This is a genomic window from Chryseobacterium sp. Bi04 (genome assembly GCF_918698085.1).
In the GTDB taxonomy this organism is placed as follows: Bacteria; Bacteroidota; Bacteroidia; order Flavobacteriales; family Weeksellaceae; genus Chryseobacterium.
In genome coordinates this window covers 17430-38890 of the sequence record NZ_CAKKLP010000022.1, presented here as the reverse complement: position 1 = coordinate 38890, position 21461 = coordinate 17430, and the positions used below count along the sequence as shown (strand labels likewise).

Genomic DNA, 21461 nt, shown 5'->3' with positions numbered 1-21461 from the left:
CAATGTAGATATGTAACTCATGTTTAATTTGAGTTTTCATGGTTATTAGTTTTTATCCTCGGAATTTCCGAGGATTTTTTTTATATGATCCTGATCATAAAAGTGAAATGAACTTATTAATTATTTTTATGTAATAATTTTTTTACATATCATCACTTTTTGCATTATTTATTAAGCTTCTCTGTGAAAGGGAAGCTTGTTTTGTTAAAACCATAGAATATTAACTTCCTAATTCCAACTGGTTTTTCACTAATTTGTAATATTCACCGTTTTTAGTGACCAATTCCTGATGACTGCCTTCTTCTACTATTTTCCCCCCATGTAAAACGATAATGTTGTCGGCATTTTTCACAGTTGATAAACGATGAGCTATAATGACTACTGTTTTTCCTTTAAAAAACTCTTGAAGGTTATCATGGATTACTTTTTCATTTTCAGCATCCAAGGCAGATGTTGCCTCATCAAAAAATAAGTATTGAGGATCTTTATATACTGCCCTTGCAATGAGTATTCTTTGTTTTTGGCCTCCGGAAATTCCATTACCTGAAGCTCCAATTTTGGTATTATATCTCAAAGGAAGAGAGTTTACAAATTCACTGATATTGGCTGTTGTAACTGCTTTTAATAATTTTTCATCATCACCCGCTTCATCATGGGTAATGATATTTCTGGCGATGGTATCAGAAAATATAAATCCGTCCTGAAGAACAACTCCTGAACTTTTTCTGATGCTTTTAGGAGAAATATTTAAAATATTCGTTTTTCCGAAACTTATTTTACCCGATACAGGATTATAAAATCTCAGTAAAAGTTTCATTAAGGTTGTTTTTCCACTTCCGCTGGCTCCCACAATCGCGGTGACCTTGCCGTGGGGAATGGTAAGCGAGATATCTTTCAATACATAAGGTGATTGAGGCCCTTCATACTGAAATGATACATTTTCAAAGCGTATATCGCCTGCTGTATCTTCATTGGATTCGATAGGTTGGTCGTCTTCTTTTTCTTCTTTGGATTTAAACTGAACTTCATTAAGCCTTTCCATACTTAGTTTTGCATCTTGAAAGGAACGGAAGAAATTCACCATTTGACTTACGGGGGAATTCATCTGCCCTATTATGTAAGATACGGATAAAAGAGCTCCCAAAGACATGTTTCCCTTTACAACATAGGTAGCAGCCAGGAAAGTGACAATTATATTTTTAAGCTGATTCAAAAACTCAAATCCGGACATTTGATACTGATCAATTTTTAAGATCCTGATATTAAGTTTAAACAGTTTCTTTTGAATTTTTTCCCATTCTGAGATTTTAAAATCTTCAAATTGATTTAATTTCATTTCGGTAACTCCGTTCAGCATCTCATAGATGGAATCCTGATTTTCACTACGGAGTTTAAATCGAAAATAATCCATTACTTTTCTCTTTCTAAGCCAGTAAAATGACCATGCAATAGAGATCAGGGTTAAAATGGAATAGACTAACAATATTTTGACATCGTAATACGCGAGAACACCAAAAAAAACAGAGAAGGTGACTATGGAAAAAAATGTGAGTAAGCTCTGGGAGGTTAAAAATTCCTCAATCCTATTGTTGTCCTGAATTCTTTGCTGGAAATCTCCAAGCAGTTTGGTGTCGAAAAACCGGATGGGAAGTTCTATTATTTTTTTTAAAAAGTCTGAAATAATTTTGATACTCAGATGGGTACCTATATAGAGGGTCAGCCAGTTTCTGAAGATATTGATAACGATACTGCCTAAAAATAATGACAGCTGTGCCAGCAGGATAATAAAAATAAAATTTAAATTCTTTGAACTTACTCCGTCATCTATCAGAGACTGTGTAAGAAATGGAAAGATCAATGTGATGGCACTTCCTGCAAGAAGCAGGCAGAACATCAGTGCTATTTTTTTTTTGTAGGGTTGTAGATATTCAACAGTCTGCTTAACGGTTAGTAGTTTCTGCTGAGGAGGTTCATTTTCATAAAAAGAATCTGTAGGAGTTAAATAGACAGAAACTCCTTTGCTGTGATCTGAAATCCAGGATTCTTCGAATTTTTCCTGAGAAATTTTGATGATACCATGAGCAGGATCGTAAATTTCAAATATTTTTTTTTTGGAGAATAAGGAATTGCTAACTTTATTGAGTACAACAAAATGGTTTTGGTCCCAGTGTAAAATAACAGGCTTCTTACTATTTTCAATATTGGAAATTAAGTGGTCAGACTCCTCTTTTACAGCATGGTAATCGAATCCTATTTTTTTTGAGGCTTCTCCTATGCCTAAAAGAGAAACCCCTTCCTTTGTAATATAGGAGTTTTCTCTAAGGTATTCCAATGGGTATTCTTTTCCATAAGAATTGGCCACCATGCTTATACAAGCAGGGCCGCAATCCATTTGATCATATTGAGCAATAAAACGCACTATCTTAATTATTTATCTTTGATTGGTAATAAGGATACTGAGCAACAATGAAAACATGTGCTTTGATGGAAAACCTGTTTCATTTTTGTATTGTTGAGCATTTTGATTTATGCTTCGGAAACAGGATTAATTAAGGGATACAGTTATTAAAATTTTGTTTTCCCCAGTGTGTGCTTAATCTTTTTTTACTTTCAATTTTCTCAGATTAGAAAGCATTACATTTTTTTTATCTAACGTCAGCTGATCTGTTTTTCCACTAATTTTCAGTGAAGCTACATTTTCTATATTCAGAACTAAGGTTTGAGTATCAACGGTGAGATCTATTTTTCCGGCATTGATAACCTTAAGTTTGATTGTTCCGAACTGGGCTTTATCTGTGGTCTGTACTATTCCCAGATTATAGGCATTGATGAAAATGTCATCACTTTTTGATGTAATATAAAGATTGTAATTATTTTTTTTGCTTTCTTCGGTAGAATGGATTGCCTTTACAGAGGCAATACCATCAGTTATGCTGAATTGGATCTCTTTGTCTTTGTCTGAGCTCCTTTCCACAATAATTGAATTTTCGGAACCTTTAGTGAAAAATACCTGGGCAATATCTTCAATCCTGATTTCTTTAAAATCTGTTTTTTCGGTATTTAATTCGCTTTTAATCATTTGGGAATGAGCTTTTTCAAAAGAGAAGAAAAGGGTCATTACGATAAATAATTTGAATACTTTCATAGGATTGGCTGGTTTTCTAGTTTATTAAATGAGGAATGGCTGATTATTTCATCACAAAAATCTAAGATAGTGATTTTTTCATTTTCCTTATGTTTTTCTGCTGTTGTGATCACATCGGCCAGGATGTCAAAAATCATGGATTTGCGAAGGTCGTCACTATTGTATTCCAGGTATGCGGGGTCGTAAACAATATTTTCAAAAGTGATTGGAGTTTTGTCTATCAATAGTCTGAATATGTCTTTTAAGATCATAAGCCCCTGGTCCACTTCCATTGATCTGAAACTGATTCTTGCCAGGTTGTGAATCTGCTGAATTTTATGAAAGAAAACTATAGGAAATCTTTTTTCAAAATAAGAATCCAGTTCCATTGTTTTTTTTGTACCTGTGAAAGCAGCAGAAAAATCTCCTTTCCTGTAGTGCAGATAGGCATCAATAGGTACACAAATCAAATTATATAGTTTTTTTTCATCTTCACTCAGTGAAGATTTGTCTATGTATTTTCCTGCTCTTACTATAAGATTTTCAGCGGTAAGGATATTTCCATGTCTGGATTGTTCCAGAGCTTTCTGATAATTTTCATAGTAAAATAGGAATATTTTTTTATTTAAACATACAGAATTAATCATCTCATTCACATGTTCGTCAAATTTCAGCTGCTCTTTGTATTTTTGCTTGTTTAGCTTTTCCAGCTGATCTAGTTTACTATAAAGATTATCAAATTTTTTCATGGTATTTATTTTAAAAGGCACTTAAAACTTCTGATCCTTTTTGAGCAATTATATAGGATAAAGCGATCCTGTCTTCCATATTGAATTTAAATGACGGGCAAGAAAAAATTCCTTCTTTCCATGTTTTAGGGCATGCCCCTCCACAGATAGGAAGTATTTTACAGGTATGGCACGGAGAGTTTGATTTGTTTTCTCTAATCAGGTCGTTCCAGTCAATAAATGGCCTTTCTTCCAATAAATTGCTGGGTTCTGTTCTGTTTAAATTTCCTAAAATATAACCGGATTTGTCATAAGCCGGAACATATGAAATTTCTGTACAGTTATAAATATTTCCGTAAGCATCTATCAGTTCTGCTTTTGGATCTATAGCCATACATGTCTGTTTTTTTCTGTTAGGTACCACAGGGGTATTGAATTCCTTTTTAAGGCAATACATCACCCAGTCAATCTCTTTATCTGCAAAGTTGGCAATTTCCAGAGACATCAGGTGGGCGTCATTTCCCCAGGAATGTATAGGGGCAACATAGAAACTGGAAAGCTTTTTATGAATTCCCAAAGAATTCAGCTCATCAATTAACAGGGTAACGCTGTCGTGATTGGTTTGATCTACATTACAGCGGATATTTACAGTAGTATTCAATTCAGAAAAGCCTTCATAGTTGAATATATCAATAAGATTGTCGAGAATAATTCTGTAACTTTTCTCTCCTGATTTCAGGAATCTTCTTTTGTCATGGTATTCTTCTGTACCATCTAATGTAATTTCAAAAAAGCTGAGGTGATAGTTTTTAACCAGATCCAGGAAAACATTCAATTTTAAAGACAACCCATTAGTTACCATTTTTGAAGAGTATCTTAAATTGTGCTTGTCGGCTAATGCTTTTAATCTTGGAGTTAATGCTTTAATATTGCTTAAGGCCATTAGCGGTTCCGCTCCAAACCAACCTATTTCCAGGGCGTCAAAATTATTTTCTCTTTCAAGTTTAAATTTTACCCTTTCAACAATAGCATCCATTTGTTCATTATTCAATAGGGCTTTGGTATGGTTTTGCCCACAGTATCCACATCCCAACTGGCAGTTGGCTGTAGGTTGTATCACCTGATACAACGTTCTGCTTTCGGCAATACTTGTTTTATTTTCTAGTATCACTTCATCCAGCTCATTTTCTTCTTTTGGTACAATGAGGTCTGATGCCAGAAGCTTAGAAAAAACATTCTCAGGAAGATCATCATAATTTTCATTTTCATACAGTAGGGCAGTGTGGCTTTCTAAAGCCATTGTTTCGCCACTCCTTGTAGAATAAAAAAGCACGGTATCATTTCCTACTTCCGATTTTATTTTATAATAAGAGTTTTTGAACATAGTATAGTTTTTAAAAGGGTTAAAAACCTCCATAACTATTGAAAATAGTTATGGAGGATAATTAATTTACTCTATAGTAGAGATTTCTTTAGTTGGAGTGGTTGGAGTTGTTGGAGTACAACCGATATTACAACCAGAGTTTACGTTTACTGTACACAGTGGTTGCCATCCTGCAGCCTGTCCACCTCTGATAGCTAATTGCTCATTTACACTAATGATTTCACCTCTATTTACAGCGTCTAATTGTACAGCACTGTAAATGTTCTTAAGTTTTGAATTTTTCATGTTAATTAAAATTTTAAATTAAAGTTTTTGGTAAAGTTTTGATACATTAACCTTCTTTGGTATTTGTTTGCAAACGGTTATATTTATTCGTAGTCGTGTATTGTGCACATACAAAACCGGAAATCATATTATTTTAATCTGTTTTTTTCATCACTGTTTCCTGCTTCTCTGCTTTTACCCCTAATATTTTTGTTTCCAAAGTTGTATCGTAGGGATAGCCTCAGTCTTCTGGTATCCGCATACACATTGTAGGTTTGGGTGATACCATTGGTGTATGTTGTATTATCAGGATTACTTGTTTTTAAAATATCATCTATGCTAATAGAACATTGCAGGTTTTTATTGAGGAACAAGAACCTTAACCCGAGATCTAACCTCATCGACCCGCCTTGTTTATATATCAACCCTTTATTGGGTGCGTTGTAATTGTAATTAAGCTCTCCCGATACTGTTTTACTTTTATTAAGTACAAAACTGTTGTTTAGTGAGAAGGCGAAACCAAGCCCGCTTTGAGAAGGTACAGCATCTTTATACTGATCATCAATCTTGGTTTTTATATAATAAATATTGTATTGGGCATTGCTTTCTAACCAGCTCCATTTATTGAAAACATAATTCTGTGAAATTCCATAGGCATAGCTTTTATAATAATTTAACCTTGTAAAAACCTGAGTCAAATCATCTTTGACATAAGGGACCTGACTAAACCCGTTGCTTTTTAGCTGGGTGAAAAATGAAGTAAATAATTTTTCCTTATAAGTATGCGTCAGTTCAAAATTATGACTGATTGCTGGCTGTAAAAAAGGATTCCCCTCAGCATAAGAGTTAGCATTGAAATACCACTTAAAAGGGTTTAATTCCCAAAACGAAGGTCTGTTTATTCTTTTACTATAGCTCAGGTTGATGGTATTAGTCTCATTAATAGCTCTAAGTATGTAAAACGTTGGAAAAATTTTAAAATAATCATTTTTATATTCCGTATTGTTGGTGACAGATTTAGACGTAGTCTGGGTATATTCTGCTCTTGCCCCTAATTTTATCTGCCATTTTTCTCCAAAGCTTTTAGCAAGATCAAAATAGGCAGCCTGTATGTTTTCTCTGTATTGATAAGCATCAGTCTGTAACGGATCTACTACAGGAGTTCCAGTCGTCTGATCTATAAATTTTATGGAACTATCGTTTTTTGTTGAAGTTAACTTCGCTCCATAAGTATAATTTGCAAACTTTGCAGGGTGGATAAAATCAATCTTAGCTGATAAGTTATTGATATCCTGTTGCCCTAGATTCTGTGCTGATAATTGTAACACATTATTTTCATGCGTGTCAAAAAGCCTGTTTTTATCTTCCTTAAATTTGAAATAATCCAAATCAACAGAGAGTTTTTTTCCTAAAGAATCAAGATCGTGTGTGAAATGCAGGTTTAATGAATTGTTCCAGTTTTTCACATCTGTTTCAGCAAGCGTTGATAAAATTTTATTTTCCTGACCTTGTCTGCTAAGTAGGTTTACAATATTCGTTTCCTGGACGTCCGGTGTGGAATTATAAAATTGAAAAATTGCTCCAATACTTGATTTTTTTGAAATCTGATAGTCCGCTGATACTTTTACACTCTGAACATCTTTGCTGTCTTTTCTTTTCACTTTACTCATCCATAAATAGGATGGATATTCAATATTTGATCTCTCGGTTACATTTTCATTTCCTTTTTTAGCATCCAGCATGATTGAAAATGAGTATCTGTCTTTGTTATAGTTAAATGTATTCCCCAGGGATAATGCAGGATAGCTGGTTTGTGTATAAGTAGTCCTTGTACTGTTACTCCAGGAATTCTGTTTTGCTTTTTTCAGCTGAATATTGATAATACCACTGTTCCCTTCAGCATCATATTTTGACGGAGGTGTGGTAATCACCTCTATACTTTTTATATTTTCAGATGAGGTGGCTCTTAGATAGTTCATCAGGGCTTCTCCTGATAACTGAACCATTTTTTCATCTATCATAACAGAAACAGAGCTTTTGCCAATAATACCGATAGTGTTTCCCTGAATGGCAACACCCGGTGTTTTTTTCAAAACCTCTACGGCATCAGAGCCTGAAGCTGTTATTGAGTTCTCAACATTAAAAACCAGTCTGTCAACCTTTCTTTCTATAAGTTTCTTCTTCATGTTGATCTCAACTTCCTGTATTTGCTTTTCGACTATCTTGTTCACAGAATCATTTTTTTTCTGTTGTGAAAACATAAAAACCGAAAATATAATACTAAGAGTAGAGATTGTTTTTTTCATTGATATTAGTTATTTCTGATGTTGATATGAGGCAGATAAAAAAATCTCACTACATTCTTGCTTTAGACAAATATGCTGTAAGCTTGAATGATTATCAAGGAAATGCTTTATAAATTCATGAATTTATCCCTGCTTTTTGATAAATTACTTGATTTTAATTATCTGTAAATGAGTTAATTGTGTTGTTTTTGTTGTGTTTTTGAATTTCTATTAAATAAAAAAATATCAAGGAAAATTTATGTTGTTTTTTGAAAATTTGGCTCTGTATTTACAAAAAATAAACCATAAATATGGCTGTAAATTTTACATTGGAAGTACAAAAAAACGTAGCTGATTGTTTTGGAAGATGAAAATAGCATGATATATTTTTTATTGTTAAATAACCAGATATCTATTAAACCGATTTGTGCGCTGTGAATATTTTATTGATTTCACAGTAAAATAAATAAATTAATAACATATTAACAATGTTTTAATTTCTCCCCCAATAAGTACTTTTGACAATCTGTGCACACATCTACGGTTCATTTTTGAATTAAAAAATAAGTATCACAAAAATTTAAAATTTCGAAGCAGGTGATTTATCTGGTGTGTAGCTTGAATTAATACGATGCTTGATCTATCAACAGAGAATTACAAGAAATGATCAATATAGCTTAATCAGAATAAGCTAAAATGTAAGAAGTTGAATTTTATAGATCAGGAATTTGCTATTATGACCCTGGTCATGCTTCAAAAATAGGATAATTTTTATATTTGATGCTTTGAAGATTATATTTCTGCCAATTAATACTTTGCCTGTCGGTAGTTTGCAAGGTTTTTCTTTTTTTGATGATTAAGATCATGGATTATAAGAATAATAATTGATATCTTTGGAGGAAGATAGAGTTTTCAAACCTATTTTAAGTTATTGTTAACCTCCTGAATGGGAGGTTTTTTTTTGTTCCCATATTTTATGACCTTACTCATAAAAGCAGTAGTATAAAGTATTGTAATTTCGATAACAAGTTTTTCATCGCCCGTTTATTTGAATTGTTCCCCGGAGAAGTCCGGGGTTTTTAATTTTATGATTATACTCATAATTACCTCTCTCAATCTTTTTTAATTTTATAAAACATTATTATCATCCATATTTATCTTTTATCTGCCTCCCATTCTTTCCGGGAGGCTTTTTTTTGAAAACATTGATGCTTCAGGTTCTTCTGAATGTTAAAAGATAACAATTTTACAATATGGAAATTAAAGGTATACTTGTCTGATAATTGCCGGCATTTGTTATCACCAAAGAAAATGATAGGGAAATCATTCTGTCACCCATGGAAAATACGGCAAGAAAATGTGAAAGCTTTATGGCTCCAGGGAAAAGAGAATAAATTTGGATTAGGTGCAAAAGTTGGGGTAATATAAATTTACCTCAATATACCTTTTTTTGACGCAAAGTTCTATTTTTATTACGCTTGATTTTAAGTGAGCCAAGAATGAATCGATTAGAAATCGATTTTGATGAAGCTAACTTTTTTATATCGCTTATTCAGCGACAAAGTCGCCTTTCTTTACTTTCTTAAAATAGAGCATCCGAATTATTTTTCCTTTGCGTGAATAAAAGGTTATTTCCATCCTCTTTTCAAGTCACAATATAAAAATTACATATTTAATGTAAACAAGAAGTTTAGTTTAATCCAATTTGCGTAGTCCACAACTTTTGAGTCTGATCCAATTTTTAAATATTTTAAATATACTCGTTAGATCATAAAAAAACCTCTAAATAAAATTTAGAAGTTTTTGAAGAGGTACCTAGCGGATTCGAACCGCTGTAGATGGTGTTGCAGACCACTGCCTAGCCGCTCGGCCAAAGTACCATTTTTACCATTTTTGAGGTGTGCAAATATAGTAAAATTTCTTAATGAACAAAAGTTTTCAGGCAATTTCTTTCTTTCCAAGACTGTCAATTTCGCTTTTTGCTTGAATTTCAGTCTGATAATTTTTGATGTTAATAACTCTTGTTTCGCTCCATTTATCATGCCAGCCATTCTCACCTAAAAAAGAGAGGGCATCAAAAGGAACAATTCTGGAGATATTCCGGATAAGATAATCATTGAAGGTAGGTTCTGTACCATCAATACAAATAACTTTAGTTCCTGTAATATACTTACCGATGGATCTTCCTTTGGTAAAGTATTCAATAAGGAAGGTGTATATAAAATAAATTAAAGAGGTTATCAGTATATCAACAAATCTATTCATTTGTGACATTTTATAAATAATTTTGATGAAAAAGTCAATGTTTGCAAGTTGATATAGTAGGGATGAAATAAACCCAAGAGCAAGAAATGCCAAAGTAATGACAAGCCTGTCAATAACAAAATTAGCGAACCTTGTCCACTTTTGGGATCTGTTTCTATCCACAATTACTAAATATTTTCTCATAGTTGGTTATTAGTTTTTATAATTAATTTTATTTGAAGTTTAAAATCCGTTGACAAGAAGTTTTAATGCTGCATTTGTATCAATTACAGCGGTAATTCCTGTGCTGTTCAGCAGGATTTTACTGGGTTTAAGATTAAAAACTTTTCCATTCATCTTTAACCCTTTATAATATTCTTTGTTAAAAGCATCTTCAATACTTTTTCTGGATGCTTCTTCCAGTTCCTGAGTTGGGATACCGTATTCCTCTTCAATCATTTTGACAATTTTCCCCTGAAATAATACGGAAGCTGTTTTTTGCAGGATATTGGTGGTTTTCAGTTTAAATTTGGTTTCTGATAAAACAATTTTTCTTTTTGCTTCGTCATACACCGGAATCCCTGAAATGATAGCTGTTCCTTTGATGTAGCCGTCGGTTTGGGCTTCGAGGATAACCCGGTTGTCAACACCGTAGACTCTGATGTCTGTTACTTTTACTTTAGAATCCCGTATGTCAAATTCTTTATTTAAGAAAGTCTTTCTGGCCATGCTGCTGGCTTCTGTAAAAGGGATATTGGCTGTAGTCTGCAAAAGAAATTTATCTGCAACAGTAGGAGAGAAGTTGAAATTCGTTACTGCAGTTACAGGTTGAGAGGCCACAGGCTTACTTCCTGTAAAAGTTTCAGAATAAATATCCATTCCAAGTGTGGCATTGATCTGGTTCCCGTAGAATTTTAAAGGAGTGATATTGACCCCAACAGGGCTTATTTTCAGCCAAGTATTATATTCCTCAGAAATATTGAACGGCTGTAGAAAAGTATTCCAGGCCATTAATGCATATTGTTGAAAGTTCAGCTGGGTAGCCATTTGCTGATCAATGGTTTTACAGAATTTTTGCTGTTGTTCCCGGAGGCTTTTTTCAACAATAGGTGTGATAGGAATTTGTATTCTTCCATAATCCAGGACTGGTTTTGTAACCCATCTGAAGCCATTGGGCTGAGTATTGGTGGTAATGGTCCAGTTATTTTTTAAGCTTACTGTCGTATTAAAAGACATCACCGTTTCAAAGGTTGTATTTTGATACGTATACACGCCTAATGTTCCAATGCCTTTTTCTGCCCACACTTTTAAAGGAACTTCAATTAATAAGTTTTGGCTGGTTCCTCCTACCAGACGAATAGGCCTGGTTTTCCATACCTTTACTTTAAACTGGTCGTTATTATTATCGGTATAAGAGTCATCCTGATACACAAGCTCTTTTACCGAAGCATTGATCATATTACTAAGTTCCGAAAGAGGGATCGTTACCGGCATTGTAATACTGGATTTGATCTTTGGAAAATTGTAACTGGCTAATTGATTATCAACGCTGGCCTGGCCAAAAGCATTGATACATGCTACTAAAAATAATATTTTAATGAATTTCAACGGTCTATCTTTTTTATGAAACGAAAATAAGAATTTTAATTTCCCGGTTTAAAACTTTTTTCAAGCTCAATGCTGGCTCCTCTCATTTCTCCCTGCATAGGAGGAGCCGTTTTGGTTACTCTGAGTCTGATGTAGTCAATCTGAGGAAAGTTGTCATGGATTTTAGATATTATTCTTCCTGCCACATGTTCCAGAAGTTTTGATTTGATCTTCATCTCGGTATGAATAATGTCATTGATATCTGCATAACTTATGGTGTCATTCAGATTATCGGATTCCGCAGCTTCCCAAAGGTCAGTGTGAAGCTCCAGGTTTAGAATATAATATGTTCCTATAATATTCTCTTCCGGGAGTACACCGTGGTAGGCATATATTTTTACATCCTCAAGATATATTTTACTCATTGTCTCAAATTTTACTAAGCAAAAATCGCTTTAATTCTTTAAAATCCGAACTTATTTCTACAGTTTTTTTCTCCTTTTTCATGAGGTCACTCAACGCTTCAGGAATTTCCACTTTTATAGCAGTAGCTTTTTCTACGGCTTCAGGAAATTTTACCGGATGTGCAGTTCCGAGAATAAATCCTTTCTTGCCAGGATTTACTTCTAAGTACTGTTCCAGTGAGGTGAAGGCAACGGCGCTGTGAGGATCAAGAATGTAATGATATTTTTTATAAACATCAGCAATAGTTTCTAAAGTCTGCTGGTCATCTACTGAATATCCGGAGACTTTATTTTTTAAATGATCAAACTGATGATCAAAAAGCTCTAAAATCCTCACAAAATTACTGGGATCTCCTACATCCATTGCATTGGATAGGGTAGCTACTGCTTTTTGAGGGATAAAATTTTGAGTGTTCAGATAATCCGGAACTGTGTCATTTTCATTGCAGGCCGCGATGAAATGCTCCGCCGGAAGCCCCCGGAAATGAGCCAGAAGCCCGGCACAAATATTCCCGAAATTTCCACTGGGAACACATATTACAGGTTTTTCAGTTTCATATTGGCTCCATTGTTTTAAGGCGAGTAAGTAATACATCTGTTGGGGAAGCCATCTTGCCACATTGATAGAATTGGCGGACGTCAAAAATAAATGATCATTAATTTCTTTATCTGAAAATGCTTGTTTTACCAGGCTTTGGCAGTCATCAAAACTTCCGTTGATCTCCAGTGCTGAAATATTCTCACCGAGTGCCGTGAGTTGTTTTTCCTGAACCGGGCTTACTCTGTTTTTGGGATAAAGTATAACTACATCAATTTCCGGAAGCTTATAAAAACCATGAGCAACGGCACCTCCTGTATCTCCTGAAGTGGCAACAAGTACCGTCACTTTTTTTCCCTGATCTTTTAAGAAATAAGAAAGACACCGGCTCATAAATCGGGCTCCAATATCTTTGAATGCTAAAGTAGGACCATGAAAAAGTTCTAAAATGGATATTTTATCGTTAATTTTTTTCAAAGGAATATCAAAACTGACCGTTTCTGAAACAATTTCCCACAATATCTCCTCTGGAATTTCATCTCCCACGAAATCTCTCATACACCTGTAGGCAATTTCTTCATGAGTATATTGATTAAGATTTTGAATAAACTCCTCTTCAAACTGAGGAATGCTTTCCGGGAAAAACAATCCTTTTTCTTTTCCCTGGCCTTTTATAGTTGCTGTTCTGAAATCAACTTTTTCTAAGCTGTCTTTTAAATTATAATAGTTCATCTGTATTATCTTCTATATTCTTAATTATACTTTTTCAATGATTTCAATCCCTGAAGGGTTTATTTTGGATACATATACCAAACTTTCAATCCCTGCTTCATCGTAAACAGACTTCATCATCAGGGCAATTTCCTCTGCTGTTTCTTTTTTCTCGGCCAGCATAAAAATAGAAGGTCCTGATCCTGAAATTCCACCTCCTAAGGCACCGATTTCTATACTTTTCATTTTAATTTCATCAAATTTTGGAATTAAAATACTTCTGACAGGCTCTATAATAACATCATTAAGGCTTCTGCCAATGAGAGAGAAATCGTTATTCTGAATCCCTGCTACTAACCCGGCGATGTTTCCCCATTGTTCAACTGCGTTTTTTAACGAGATAGTTTTCTTTAAAATTTGCCGTGAATCTGAAGTTTTTACTTCAACCTGAGGATGTACTGCTGCTACAAAAAGCTCAGGAGCATTCAATGGAATGATGTCTAGAGGATGGGTGGATTTTACCAATGTGATCCCACCGTAAATGCAAGGGGCAATATTGTCTGCGTGACGTACTCCCGAAGCAAGCTCTTCTCCAAACATGGCAAAATGAATCATCTCATCCGCAGATAAAATATTTCCTAATAACACATTGGCACCAAAGGCGGCTCCGGCGGCACTTGCCGCACTGGAGCCGAGCCCGCTTCCCGGTTTTATATGTTTACGGATGATCACCTCAAAACCATGAGAAAGGTTAAAGTGTTCCTGAATCTTCAGCAATACAATGCCTGCCACATTTTTTGAAGATTCTTCAGGAAGTCCGAAGAGATCTTCATGTTTTATAATAATTTCGGGAGCATCCAGTATTCTCAGCTCCATTTCGTCATAAGGATCATGTATAGCCATTCCTAAAATATCAAACCCACAAACCAGATTGGCCACTGTAGCAGGTATTTTTAATCGTATTCTTTTCATAATTTCTGTTTTTTTTAAATTGAGCGCATAATATCTGCAAAAACACCGCTTGCCGTTACCTCAGCCCCAGCCCCGGCTCCTTTTACCACCAATGGTTGTTCGGAATATCGTAACGTTTGAAAAATGACTATATTATCTTTGCCATAAAGATGAAACAAGTCACTTTCCGGAGCTACATGCTGTAACCCTACGTTGGCTTTTCCGTTTTTAAACTCGGCAGTATATTTTAAAATTTTGCCGGCTTTTCGGGATTCATTAAGCAGATTTTTAAAATGGTCTTCATATTTTGTAAGCTTTTCATAAAAATCTTCTACACTTCCCTGCATACATTCTTCAGGAAGGAAACTGGTATTTTCTATTTCTTCAAATTGAAGCGGATATCCGGCTTCTCTGGCGAGGATTAAAATCTTGCGGGCTACATCAGTTCCTGAAAGATCAAGTCTGGGATCAGGTTCTGTGTATCCTTCTTTCTGAGCCTGTGCAACCACTTCGGAGAAAGTTCTGCTTCCATCATAATTATTAAAGACAAAATTTAATGTTCCGCTGAGTACGGCCTGAATTGATGTAATTCTATCACCACTCTTGATCAAATCACTGATAGTGCCTATAACCGGAAGCCCAGCCCCTACATTCGTTTCAAAATAGAAACTGCAACTGTGGTTTCTCGCTGTATTTTTTAATGTTTTATAGGTTTCAAAATCTGATGAGGCTGCTATTTTATTACAGGCAACAATATTAATACTCCTTTTTAACAGGCTTTCATAGACTTCCGGGATTTTAGAGCTTGCTGTAACATCTACGAAAACAGAATTCCGAAGATTACGGGATATAATTTCCTCTGCAAATCTTTGGGCAGAAGCTTTTTCACCCTGCTCTTTCCAGCCCGAATATTCCTCCCGGCTTATTCCCTGATCTGAAAATATCATGTGACGGCTATTGGACAACCCGGCAATTCTTAAATTGATCAGGAAATTTTCTCTCAGATAAGGATTCTGATTATAAATCTGCTGTATCAGTTTGGAACCTACATTACCTGTTCCACAGATATAAAGGTGTATTTGTTTTATTTCAGATTCAAAAAATTCTTCATGAAGGATATTGACTGTTTTTTTGGTGTCATTTTCTGAAATGACTATGCTGATATTTCTTTCCGAGGAACCCTGTGCAATAGCTCTTATATTGATGCCATTATTTCCAAGGCACCCGAACATTTTAGCACTCACACCACTTCTGCTTTTCATATTTTCTCCTATCAGGGCAATAATAGAAAGCCCGGGTTCTATTTTTACCGGAGCAATTCTTTTTAGATTAATATCATCTGCAAAAGAAGCGTTGATGGCAACTTCTGCATAAAAGATGTCCTTTTCATTAATGGCTATAGTGATAGAATGTTCCGAAGAACCCTGGGTAATAAGAATGATATTAATCTTTTCATGGCTCAGGCATTGGAATAGCTTTGCAGAAATCCCCGGGATACCTACCATTCCGCTTCCTTCTAAAGTAAGAAGAGCAATACTACTCATGTTTGATATTCCTACTGCAATTTGTTTTTTATCATTCTCTGAAGCTGTTAGATGATGGGAAACCAATGTTCCCCGGGCATCAGGATCAAAAGTATTTTTGATTTTAAGATCAATATTTTTGATCATCACAGGTTGGATGGAAGGTGGATATAGCACTTTAGCTCCGAAATGAGAGAGTTCCATTGCTTCATGATAAGAGATTTCTGCAATAGGTTTTGCATTGGATGCCAGACGGGGATCGGCAGTCATCATTCCGTTTACGTCTGTCCATATCTGAAGTTCTTCAGCCTGAATGGCCGCAGCAATGATAGAAGCAGTGTAATCGGAACCTCCCCGCCCTAACGTTGTTGTATTGTTTTTTTCATCACGGGCAATAAAACCGGGGCAGATAATGATTTGATTCTGATGTTCGCTGAGATATTTTTTCAGATTGTCTCCTGTATGATCAAAATGTACTTTAGCATTGGTAAAACTGCTGTCAGTTCTGATCAGTTCTCCAGCATTCATCCACAGGCAGTCTAAACCTTCAGACTGAAGTCTTGCTGCAATAATATTTGAAGATAAAAACTCACCGTATGAAGCTATTTTATCTTTTATTCTGGGGGTAAATTCACCTAATACAAAAATGCCATTATAAAGATCCTCCAGATCATTAAAATGTTTTTTAACAAAACTCAGCCATGAACTTTGTTCTAAAACAGGGATAAGCTCTTTGACCAAGATTAAATGTTTCTCTTCAAGATTCGTGATAAGCTGCAAGTAATTTTCATTTTTTTGAGAGGCATATTCAGCTGCTTTAATCAGCTGATCCGTTACACCATGAAGTGCGGATACTACAACGACTGCTCTGCTTTGCAATGATTCTCTTTTTATAATATTTTCTACCAGCAAAATATTTTGGGAGGTGGCGACTGATGTTCCGCCAAATTTTAAAATTTTCATCAATTATTTATTTAAGGTTGGATAAAACAAAATGTTTACTCTTTAGAAAAAAGAGTACAGGTACCGGAAATAATATGTGAAAATTTACCCCGTTATGGGGTAGTTGTTGTAGTTGTAAATGTAGAAACAGAAGATATGCCTGAAATAGGTAATTTCAGAGCAGAAATATCAGATATGTTTCTTAATAAATTCATTGACAAGACAAATGTACAAATTAATTTGAAATGGCAAATTATTTCAGATAGTTTATTTTAATTCCTTTTTTGGAGAAATATTTGTTAAAATATTAGATTTAACTAATTAAAAATCTTACTTTTAGTGTATTAACCATAATAAAAATAAGCATGAGAAATTTAAAAAAAATCCACAGGCAAAATCTAAAGTCTGTGAATGGCGGTATTGGTGTTTGTAATGAATACTGTCCTGATGGACCGTATGGACCTGACCAGCCAAAATCCTGTGGCGACTATCACGGGTTACCGGAGTGCTGCAAAGGTAGAGTGTTGGTAAGCTATGAGTGCTTTGATCCTCATTAATTTAATATAAGAAATGCCTATCTTTTTTTACAAATCATTAAATAATAACATTATGAAAACAATTAAAAAATTATCAAGAGACGAGAAAAAAATGATTAATGGTGGTGCAACACAAATCCAGATTGAAGCATGTGGTGGTGAACAGTTTGTATGTTTTATGGGAGGCGGTAGATGGGGATGCTGGCTAAAACCTGGAGGAAAATGTTATGCACCTATGCTATAAACAAAAAATATTGTAAGCTTAACCTATTAAAATGAATATCATATGAAAAAGTTATCAAGAAATAAACTGAAGAATATTAAAGGTGCCGATTCATCTATTTGTGCAGGATGTCCTACTCAAAATAAGTATGGCCCTGGTCCTGAATACAACCAAACTTGCGATAATTATTTTGCCTTACCCGAATACTGCAAAGAAAGGAATTGTGTAAGAGTAAGTATTTATTGTTTTGGAGATTGGTAACTGAAAACTGATTTAATTACTATCTCCGGATAGACGACGAATATAAAAAAAGCACTGTGACAACAGTGCTTTTTGCTTATTTTATGCTTTTTGAAAGATCAAGCATCGCCTCAATGGGTTTTAATGCTCTTAACCTTAATTCTTCGTCGATAAGAATTTCCGGAAGTTCATATTTCATACACAAATACAGTTTCTCCATTGTATTGCGTTTCATATAGAAACATTCCGAACAGTTACAGCTTTCATCGAAAACTAATGCCGGGATCAATTCTTTATGAGGAGCACGTTTTCTCATTTCATGAAGGATTCCTTCTTCTGTGGCAATGATGAATTTCTGACAGTCATCTTTTTCTACATAATTCAATAGAGCGGATGTGGAACCAATAAAGTGAGCCAGTTTTAGTACGGCTTCTTCACTTTCCGGGTGTGCTATCAGTTTTGCATCAGGATTATCCGCTAATTGCTTGGCAATTCTCTCCATAGAAAATGCTTCATGTACTATACAGCTTCCATCCCAAAGGATCATATCACGACCGGTTTTCTTAGATAAGTATCTTCCTAAGTTTTTATCCGGGGCAAAAATGATCGGCCGGTCGGTCGGTAATGCTTCAATTACGGTTTCCGCATTTGAACTTGTTACAATGATATCACTTTCCGCTTTTGTTTCTGCGTTACAGTTGATGTAAGTAGCAATTAAGGCATTGGGATGATGCTCGCGCATTTTTCTCAATCCTTCTCCGGAACATCCGTCTGCCAAAGAGCATCCTGCCATAGTGTCTGGAAGAACTACTTTTTTAGTGGGGTTCAGAATTTTTGCAGCTTCTGCCATGAAATGCACTCCACAGAATACAATCATATCAGCATTTGTATCTTTAGCCTGCCTTGCCAGCTGTAAAGAATCTCCAAGGAAATCAGCAATATCCTGAATTTCTCCCGGTTGGTAATAGTGGGCAAGAATGACAGCATTCTTCTCTTCTTTAAGTTTAAGAATGGCTTTTACCAATTCTTCACCCTGAGGAATTGCTATATCCTTTATATCCAGAAATCCCTTTACAGGAATTGCAGATTTAGCTTTTTCTAATGTTTCGGTACTCATATCAACCTCAATTTTTTTTCTTTATAGAAGGTATAGGTAGATTGTAGTCTGTAAAAAGTGATCCACATATTTTTAACTGACTTCTATGTCTACATTCTAGTTTCTTTCTATAAAACTTTTTATTAAACTTTCTATTTCTATTTTAGCTTGGTCAAGATCACTGTTGATGACGATCTTGTCAAAATCCTTTGCATAGGACATTTCTTCTTCTGCCTTTGCTACGCGGGTTTTGATGGTTTCAGCATCATCTGTATTTCTTGAAATCAATCTTCGTTCCAATTCTTCAATGGAAGGGGGTTCTATAAAAATAGACAGTGCTTTCTCACCAAAATATTTTTTTAAAGAAATCCCTCCTTTTACATCTACATCAAAAATAACAACTTTTCCCTGATTCCAGATTTTTTCTACCTCAGATTTTAAAGTACCGTAATATTTATCAGTATATACTTCCTCATATTCTACAAAAGCTCCTTCTGCAATTTTCTCCCTGAACTGATCAGGAGTTAAAAAGTGATAATCTACTGCATGAACTTCACTTCCTCTCGGTTGTCTTGTTGTACAGGAGATTGAAAACTTCAGCTCCGGAAATGTTTCCAAAGAATGCTTTACCAATGTAGTTTTTCCGCTCCCGGATGGTGCTGAAAATATAATTACTTTATCCATTTAGATTTTAGAGATTTTTAGATGAGAGACAGGAGACCAAATCTCTCATCTCATGTCTATAGGTCTATCGTCTATAATACGTTTAACGTCTGTTCTTTAATTTTTTCCAAATCATCTTTCATCATAACCACAAGCTTCTGAATTTGGGCATGATTGGCTTTTGAACCTAATGTATTGATCTCTCTTCCGATTTCCTGAGAAATAAAGCCCAGTTTTTTTCCATTGAAAGATTCATTATCCATTACTTCTTTATAATATTTCAAATGTTGGGTAAGTCTTACCTTTTCCTCTGAAATATCAAGCTTCTCTGTGAAGTAAGCCATTTCCTGGTAGAAACGTGTTTCATCTACATTTTCAAATTCTTTCAAAGATTTCTGATAACGTTCTTTCACACTGATAATTCTTTCTTCTTCAAAAGGAATCACTTCACCAAGATATTTATCAATATTCTGGATGTTTCTGTTTAATTCTTCATGTAAAATGCTTCCTTCAGTTTTTCTGAACTCTTCAAAACGGTCAATAGCTGCACTGACAATTTTTGCCAAAGCTTCCCATTCCCCATCTGTAAGTTCATCAGGTCTTGAAGTAATGGCATCAGGAAGTCTTACTGCCATTTTAAGATATTCATAATCAGGCCCGTCTGAAGTAATGGTTTTAAGTTCATTGATGTATGAATCAATTAAATTTTTATTGATTTTTACATCATTAGACTCTTCCAGGTTCTCCAGATTAACGTAGCAGTCTACCTTTCCACGGATAATTCTATCATTAAGAATTTTTCTGATTTCAAATTCTTTTTCTTTATAACGTAAAGGAATCTTGATATTTAAATCAAAGCTCTTGCTGTTCAATGATTTAATATCTATTGTTATTTTTTTTCCTTCAAAAACACCTTCGGCTCTACCGAAGCCAGTCATTGATAAAATCATAGTTTTTTATTGTTCTACAAAGATAAACATTTAAATTAGCACTGTGAAATCTGTAAAGATTCTATCTGACCGATAAAATAATGAATGTGAACTGATGAAAAATTTGATTTCTGTAGTAGGACCCACCGGAATTGGTAAAACAAGATTGGCAATTGACCTGGCTCAATATTTCAATACAGAGATTGTTTCCTGTGATTCCAGACAGTTTTTTAAAGAAATGAAAATTGGGACAGCTTCTCCTTCTGAAGAGGAACTGGCTGAAGCTCCTCATCATTTTATAGGGAATCTTTCCGTTGAAGAATATTATTCTATCGGGCAATATGAAGAAGATGCTTTGCAAAAACTTAATGAACTTTTTAAAGATCACGATACCGTAATTCTTGTGGGTGGCAGTATGATGTATGAAAAAGCAGTGATTGAAGGCTTAAATGATTTGCCGGAAGCTAATCTTGAAAACCAGGAAAAGCTTCAGGGAATAATGGAGCAGGAAGGTATAGAAAAGCTTCAGGAGATTTTAAAAGAGCTTGATCCGGAGTATTTTGAAGTAGTGGATATTCACAACCACCGGAGACTTCTTCGTGCCATTGATGTGATCTGGCAGACTCAAAAAAAATATTCTGAACTGATTGCCACTTCCCAGGATTCCAGAGATTTTAAGGTGATCAGAATTGGAATAGAGGCTCCAAGAGAAGAATTGTATGACAGAATCAACCGCAGGGTAGATATAATGATGGAGAAAGGCTTACTGAAAGAGGTGAAAGGGCTTGAAAAATTCAAAGGGCTAACAGCTTTAAATACGGTAGGCTATGCTGAATTATTCAAATACTTTGACGGAGAATGGGATCTGGATTTTGCGGTATCTGAAATTAAAAAAAACAGCCGCAGGTATGCTAAACGCCAGCTGACCTGGTATAGAAAAGCAGATGATATCTACTATTTATCATTAGGTTACAGCCAAAATGATTTCAATAATTTAATTGAATATCTTTCTATTCAAAATATATAATG

The 21461-nt window shown here is 34.8% G+C and carries 19 protein-coding genes and 1 tRNA gene; 4 read left to right on the top strand and 16 right to left on the bottom strand.

Annotated elements, in window-relative coordinates; genetic code table 11:
* Positions 1-220 precede the first annotated feature (220 nt).
* The 13 genes from LQV47_RS21765 to thrA all read right to left on the bottom strand — a co-directional run bounded on the left by LQV47_RS21765 (position 221) and on the right by thrA (position 16766).
* The gene (locus tag LQV47_RS21765) at positions 221-2419 is read right to left on the bottom strand and encodes a peptidase domain-containing ABC transporter (RefSeq protein ID WP_290368691.1); all 2199 of its coding nucleotides are present in this window, start codon (positions 2417-2419) and stop codon (positions 221-223) included.
* Positions 2420-2593: 174 nt separating this feature from the next.
* Positions 2594-3145 (bottom strand): DUF2807 domain-containing protein, encoded by a 552-nt coding sequence (locus LQV47_RS21760; protein WP_230041222.1) that lies wholly within the window; start codon positions 3143-3145, stop codon positions 2594-2596.
* Entirely contained in the window at positions 3142-3873 is a 732-nt protein-coding gene (locus tag LQV47_RS21755; protein ID WP_230041221.1) for a hypothetical protein, read from the bottom strand. Before LQV47_RS21755 ends, LQV47_RS21760 begins: the two co-directional genes overlap by 4 nt.
* Positions 3874-3883: 10 nt before the next feature.
* Positions 3884-5236 carry a radical SAM protein gene (locus tag LQV47_RS21750; RefSeq protein WP_230041220.1) on the bottom strand — a complete coding sequence of 451 codons (1353 nt, stop codon included), beginning with the start codon at positions 5234-5236 and terminating at the stop codon, positions 3884-3886.
* A 66-nt stretch (positions 5237-5302) separates the two neighbouring features.
* Entirely contained in the window at positions 5303-5521 is a 219-nt protein-coding gene (locus tag LQV47_RS21745; protein WP_230041219.1) for a hypothetical protein, read from the bottom strand.
* 128 nt (positions 5522-5649) lie between these two features.
* Complete coding sequence (locus LQV47_RS21740; RefSeq protein WP_230041218.1) at positions 5650-7731, bottom strand: outer membrane beta-barrel family protein; 2082 nt, start codon at positions 7729-7731, stop codon at positions 5650-5652.
* A gap of 1863 nt (positions 7732-9594) precedes the next feature.
* Positions 9595-9665: transfer RNA gene (locus LQV47_RS21735), tRNA-Cys, on the bottom strand.
* Between the two features lie 58 nt (positions 9666-9723).
* Positions 9724-10233, bottom strand: a complete 510-nt coding sequence (locus tag LQV47_RS21730) for an RDD family protein (protein ID WP_230041217.1) — start codon at positions 10231-10233, stop codon at positions 9724-9726.
* Between the two features lie 39 nt (positions 10234-10272).
* A complete protein-coding gene (locus LQV47_RS21725) occupies positions 10273-11637 on the bottom strand; it encodes a DUF4403 family protein (RefSeq protein ID WP_230041216.1) in 1365 nt (454 codons plus the stop codon).
* Positions 11638-11672: 35 nt separating this feature from the next.
* Positions 11673-12041: a dihydroneopterin aldolase gene (gene folB / locus LQV47_RS21720; RefSeq protein WP_230041215.1), complete on the bottom strand. Its 369-nt coding sequence runs from the start codon at positions 12039-12041 to the stop codon at positions 11673-11675.
* A gap of 4 nt (positions 12042-12045) precedes the next feature.
* Positions 12046-13350: a threonine synthase gene (gene thrC / locus LQV47_RS21715; RefSeq protein ID WP_230041214.1), complete on the bottom strand. Its 1305-nt coding sequence runs from the start codon at positions 13348-13350 to the stop codon at positions 12046-12048.
* Positions 13351-13374: 24 nt separating this feature from the next.
* Positions 13375-14301, bottom strand: a complete 927-nt coding sequence (locus LQV47_RS21710) for a homoserine kinase (RefSeq protein WP_230041213.1) — start codon at positions 14299-14301, stop codon at positions 13375-13377.
* Positions 14302-14315: 14 nt separating this feature from the next.
* Complete coding sequence (gene thrA / locus LQV47_RS21705; RefSeq protein ID WP_230041212.1) at positions 14316-16766, bottom strand: bifunctional aspartate kinase/homoserine dehydrogenase I; 2451 nt, start codon at positions 16764-16766, stop codon at positions 14316-14318.
* 344 nt (positions 16767-17110) lie between these two features.
* Here thrA and LQV47_RS21700 point away from each other — a divergent pair, with 344 nt between their 5' ends.
* From LQV47_RS21700 to LQV47_RS21690, 3 genes are read left to right on the top strand one after another with little or no spacing between them, the layout of a single operon-like run.
* Positions 17111-17302, top strand: a complete 192-nt coding sequence (locus tag LQV47_RS21700; RefSeq protein ID WP_230041211.1) for a hypothetical protein — start codon at positions 17111-17113, stop codon at positions 17300-17302.
* 52 nt (positions 17303-17354) lie between these two features.
* Positions 17355-17525, top strand: a complete 171-nt coding sequence (locus tag LQV47_RS21695) for a hypothetical protein (protein WP_157969924.1) — start codon at positions 17355-17357, stop codon at positions 17523-17525.
* 42 nt (positions 17526-17567) lie between these two features.
* Positions 17568-17765 carry a hypothetical protein gene (locus LQV47_RS21690; RefSeq protein ID WP_230041210.1) on the top strand — a complete coding sequence of 66 codons (198 nt, stop codon included), beginning with the start codon at positions 17568-17570 and terminating at the stop codon, positions 17763-17765.
* A 76-nt stretch (positions 17766-17841) separates the two neighbouring features.
* On the opposite strand, the gene nadA is transcribed toward LQV47_RS21690, so the two are convergent.
* The 3 genes from nadA to LQV47_RS21675 all read right to left on the bottom strand — a co-directional run bounded on the left by nadA (position 17842) and on the right by LQV47_RS21675 (position 20453).
* Positions 17842-18861, bottom strand: a complete 1020-nt coding sequence (gene nadA, locus LQV47_RS21685) for a quinolinate synthase NadA (protein WP_230041209.1) — start codon at positions 18859-18861, stop codon at positions 17842-17844.
* 96 nt (positions 18862-18957) lie between these two features.
* Positions 18958-19524 carry a guanylate kinase gene (gene gmk, locus LQV47_RS21680; protein WP_230041208.1) on the bottom strand — a complete coding sequence of 189 codons (567 nt, stop codon included), beginning with the start codon at positions 19522-19524 and terminating at the stop codon, positions 18958-18960.
* Between the two features lie 71 nt (positions 19525-19595).
* Positions 19596-20453, bottom strand: coding sequence for a DUF1732 domain-containing protein (locus tag LQV47_RS21675; protein WP_230041207.1), 858 nt, complete (start codon positions 20451-20453; stop codon positions 19596-19598).
* A 94-nt stretch (positions 20454-20547) separates the two neighbouring features.
* On the opposite strand from LQV47_RS21675, the gene miaA reads away from it, so the two are divergent.
* Entirely contained in the window at positions 20548-21459 is a 912-nt protein-coding gene (miaA, locus tag LQV47_RS21670) for a tRNA (adenosine(37)-N6)-dimethylallyltransferase MiaA (protein WP_230041206.1), read from the top strand.
* Positions 21460-21461 lie beyond the last annotated feature (2 nt).

Excerpts from the sequence above, each read along its gene's own strand:
- LQV47_RS21730 (WP_230041217.1), bottom strand. The coding sequence starts at position 10,233 with ATGAGAAAATATTTAGTAATTGTGGATAGAAACAGATCCCAAAAGTGG.
- thrA (WP_230041212.1), bottom strand. The coding sequence starts at position 16,766 with ATGAAAATTTTAAAATTTGGCGGAACATCAGTCGCCACCTCCCAAAAT.
- LQV47_RS21700 (WP_230041211.1), top strand. The coding sequence starts at position 17,111 with ATGAGAAATTTAAAAAAAATCCACAGGCAAAATCTAAAGTCTGTGAAT.
- LQV47_RS21690 (WP_230041210.1), top strand. The coding sequence starts at position 17,568 with ATGAAAAAGTTATCAAGAAATAAACTGAAGAATATTAAAGGTGCCGAT.
- LQV47_RS21695 (WP_157969924.1), top strand. The coding sequence starts at position 17,355 with ATGAAAACAATTAAAAAATTATCAAGAGACGAGAAAAAAATGATTAAT.
- LQV47_RS21750 (WP_230041220.1), bottom strand. The coding sequence starts at position 5,236 with ATGTTCAAAAACTCTTATTATAAAATAAAATCGGAAGTAGGAAATGAT.
- LQV47_RS21760 (WP_230041222.1), bottom strand. The coding sequence starts at position 3,145 with ATGAAAGTATTCAAATTATTTATCGTAATGACCCTTTTCTTCTCTTTT.
- thrC (WP_230041214.1), bottom strand. The coding sequence starts at position 13,350 with ATGAACTATTATAATTTAAAAGACAGCTTAGAAAAAGTTGATTTCAGA.
- LQV47_RS21755 (WP_230041221.1), bottom strand. The coding sequence starts at position 3,873 with ATGAAAAAATTTGATAATCTTTATAGTAAACTAGATCAGCTGGAAAAG.
- LQV47_RS21675 (WP_230041207.1), bottom strand. The coding sequence starts at position 20,453 with ATGATTTTATCAATGACTGGCTTCGGTAGAGCCGAAGGTGTTTTTGAA.
- nadA (WP_230041209.1), bottom strand. The coding sequence starts at position 18,861 with ATGAGTACCGAAACATTAGAAAAAGCTAAATCTGCAATTCCTGTAAAG.
- LQV47_RS21745 (WP_230041219.1), bottom strand. The coding sequence starts at position 5,521 with ATGAAAAATTCAAAACTTAAGAACATTTACAGTGCTGTACAATTAGAC.
- gmk (WP_230041208.1), bottom strand. The coding sequence starts at position 19,524 with ATGGATAAAGTAATTATATTTTCAGCACCATCCGGGAGCGGAAAAACT.
- LQV47_RS21710 (WP_230041213.1), bottom strand. The coding sequence starts at position 14,301 with ATGAAAAGAATACGATTAAAAATACCTGCTACAGTGGCCAATCTGGTT.
- folB (WP_230041215.1), bottom strand. The coding sequence starts at position 12,041 with ATGAGTAAAATATATCTTGAGGATGTAAAAATATATGCCTACCACGGT.
- miaA (WP_230041206.1), top strand. The coding sequence starts at position 20,548 with ATGAAAAATTTGATTTCTGTAGTAGGACCCACCGGAATTGGTAAAACA.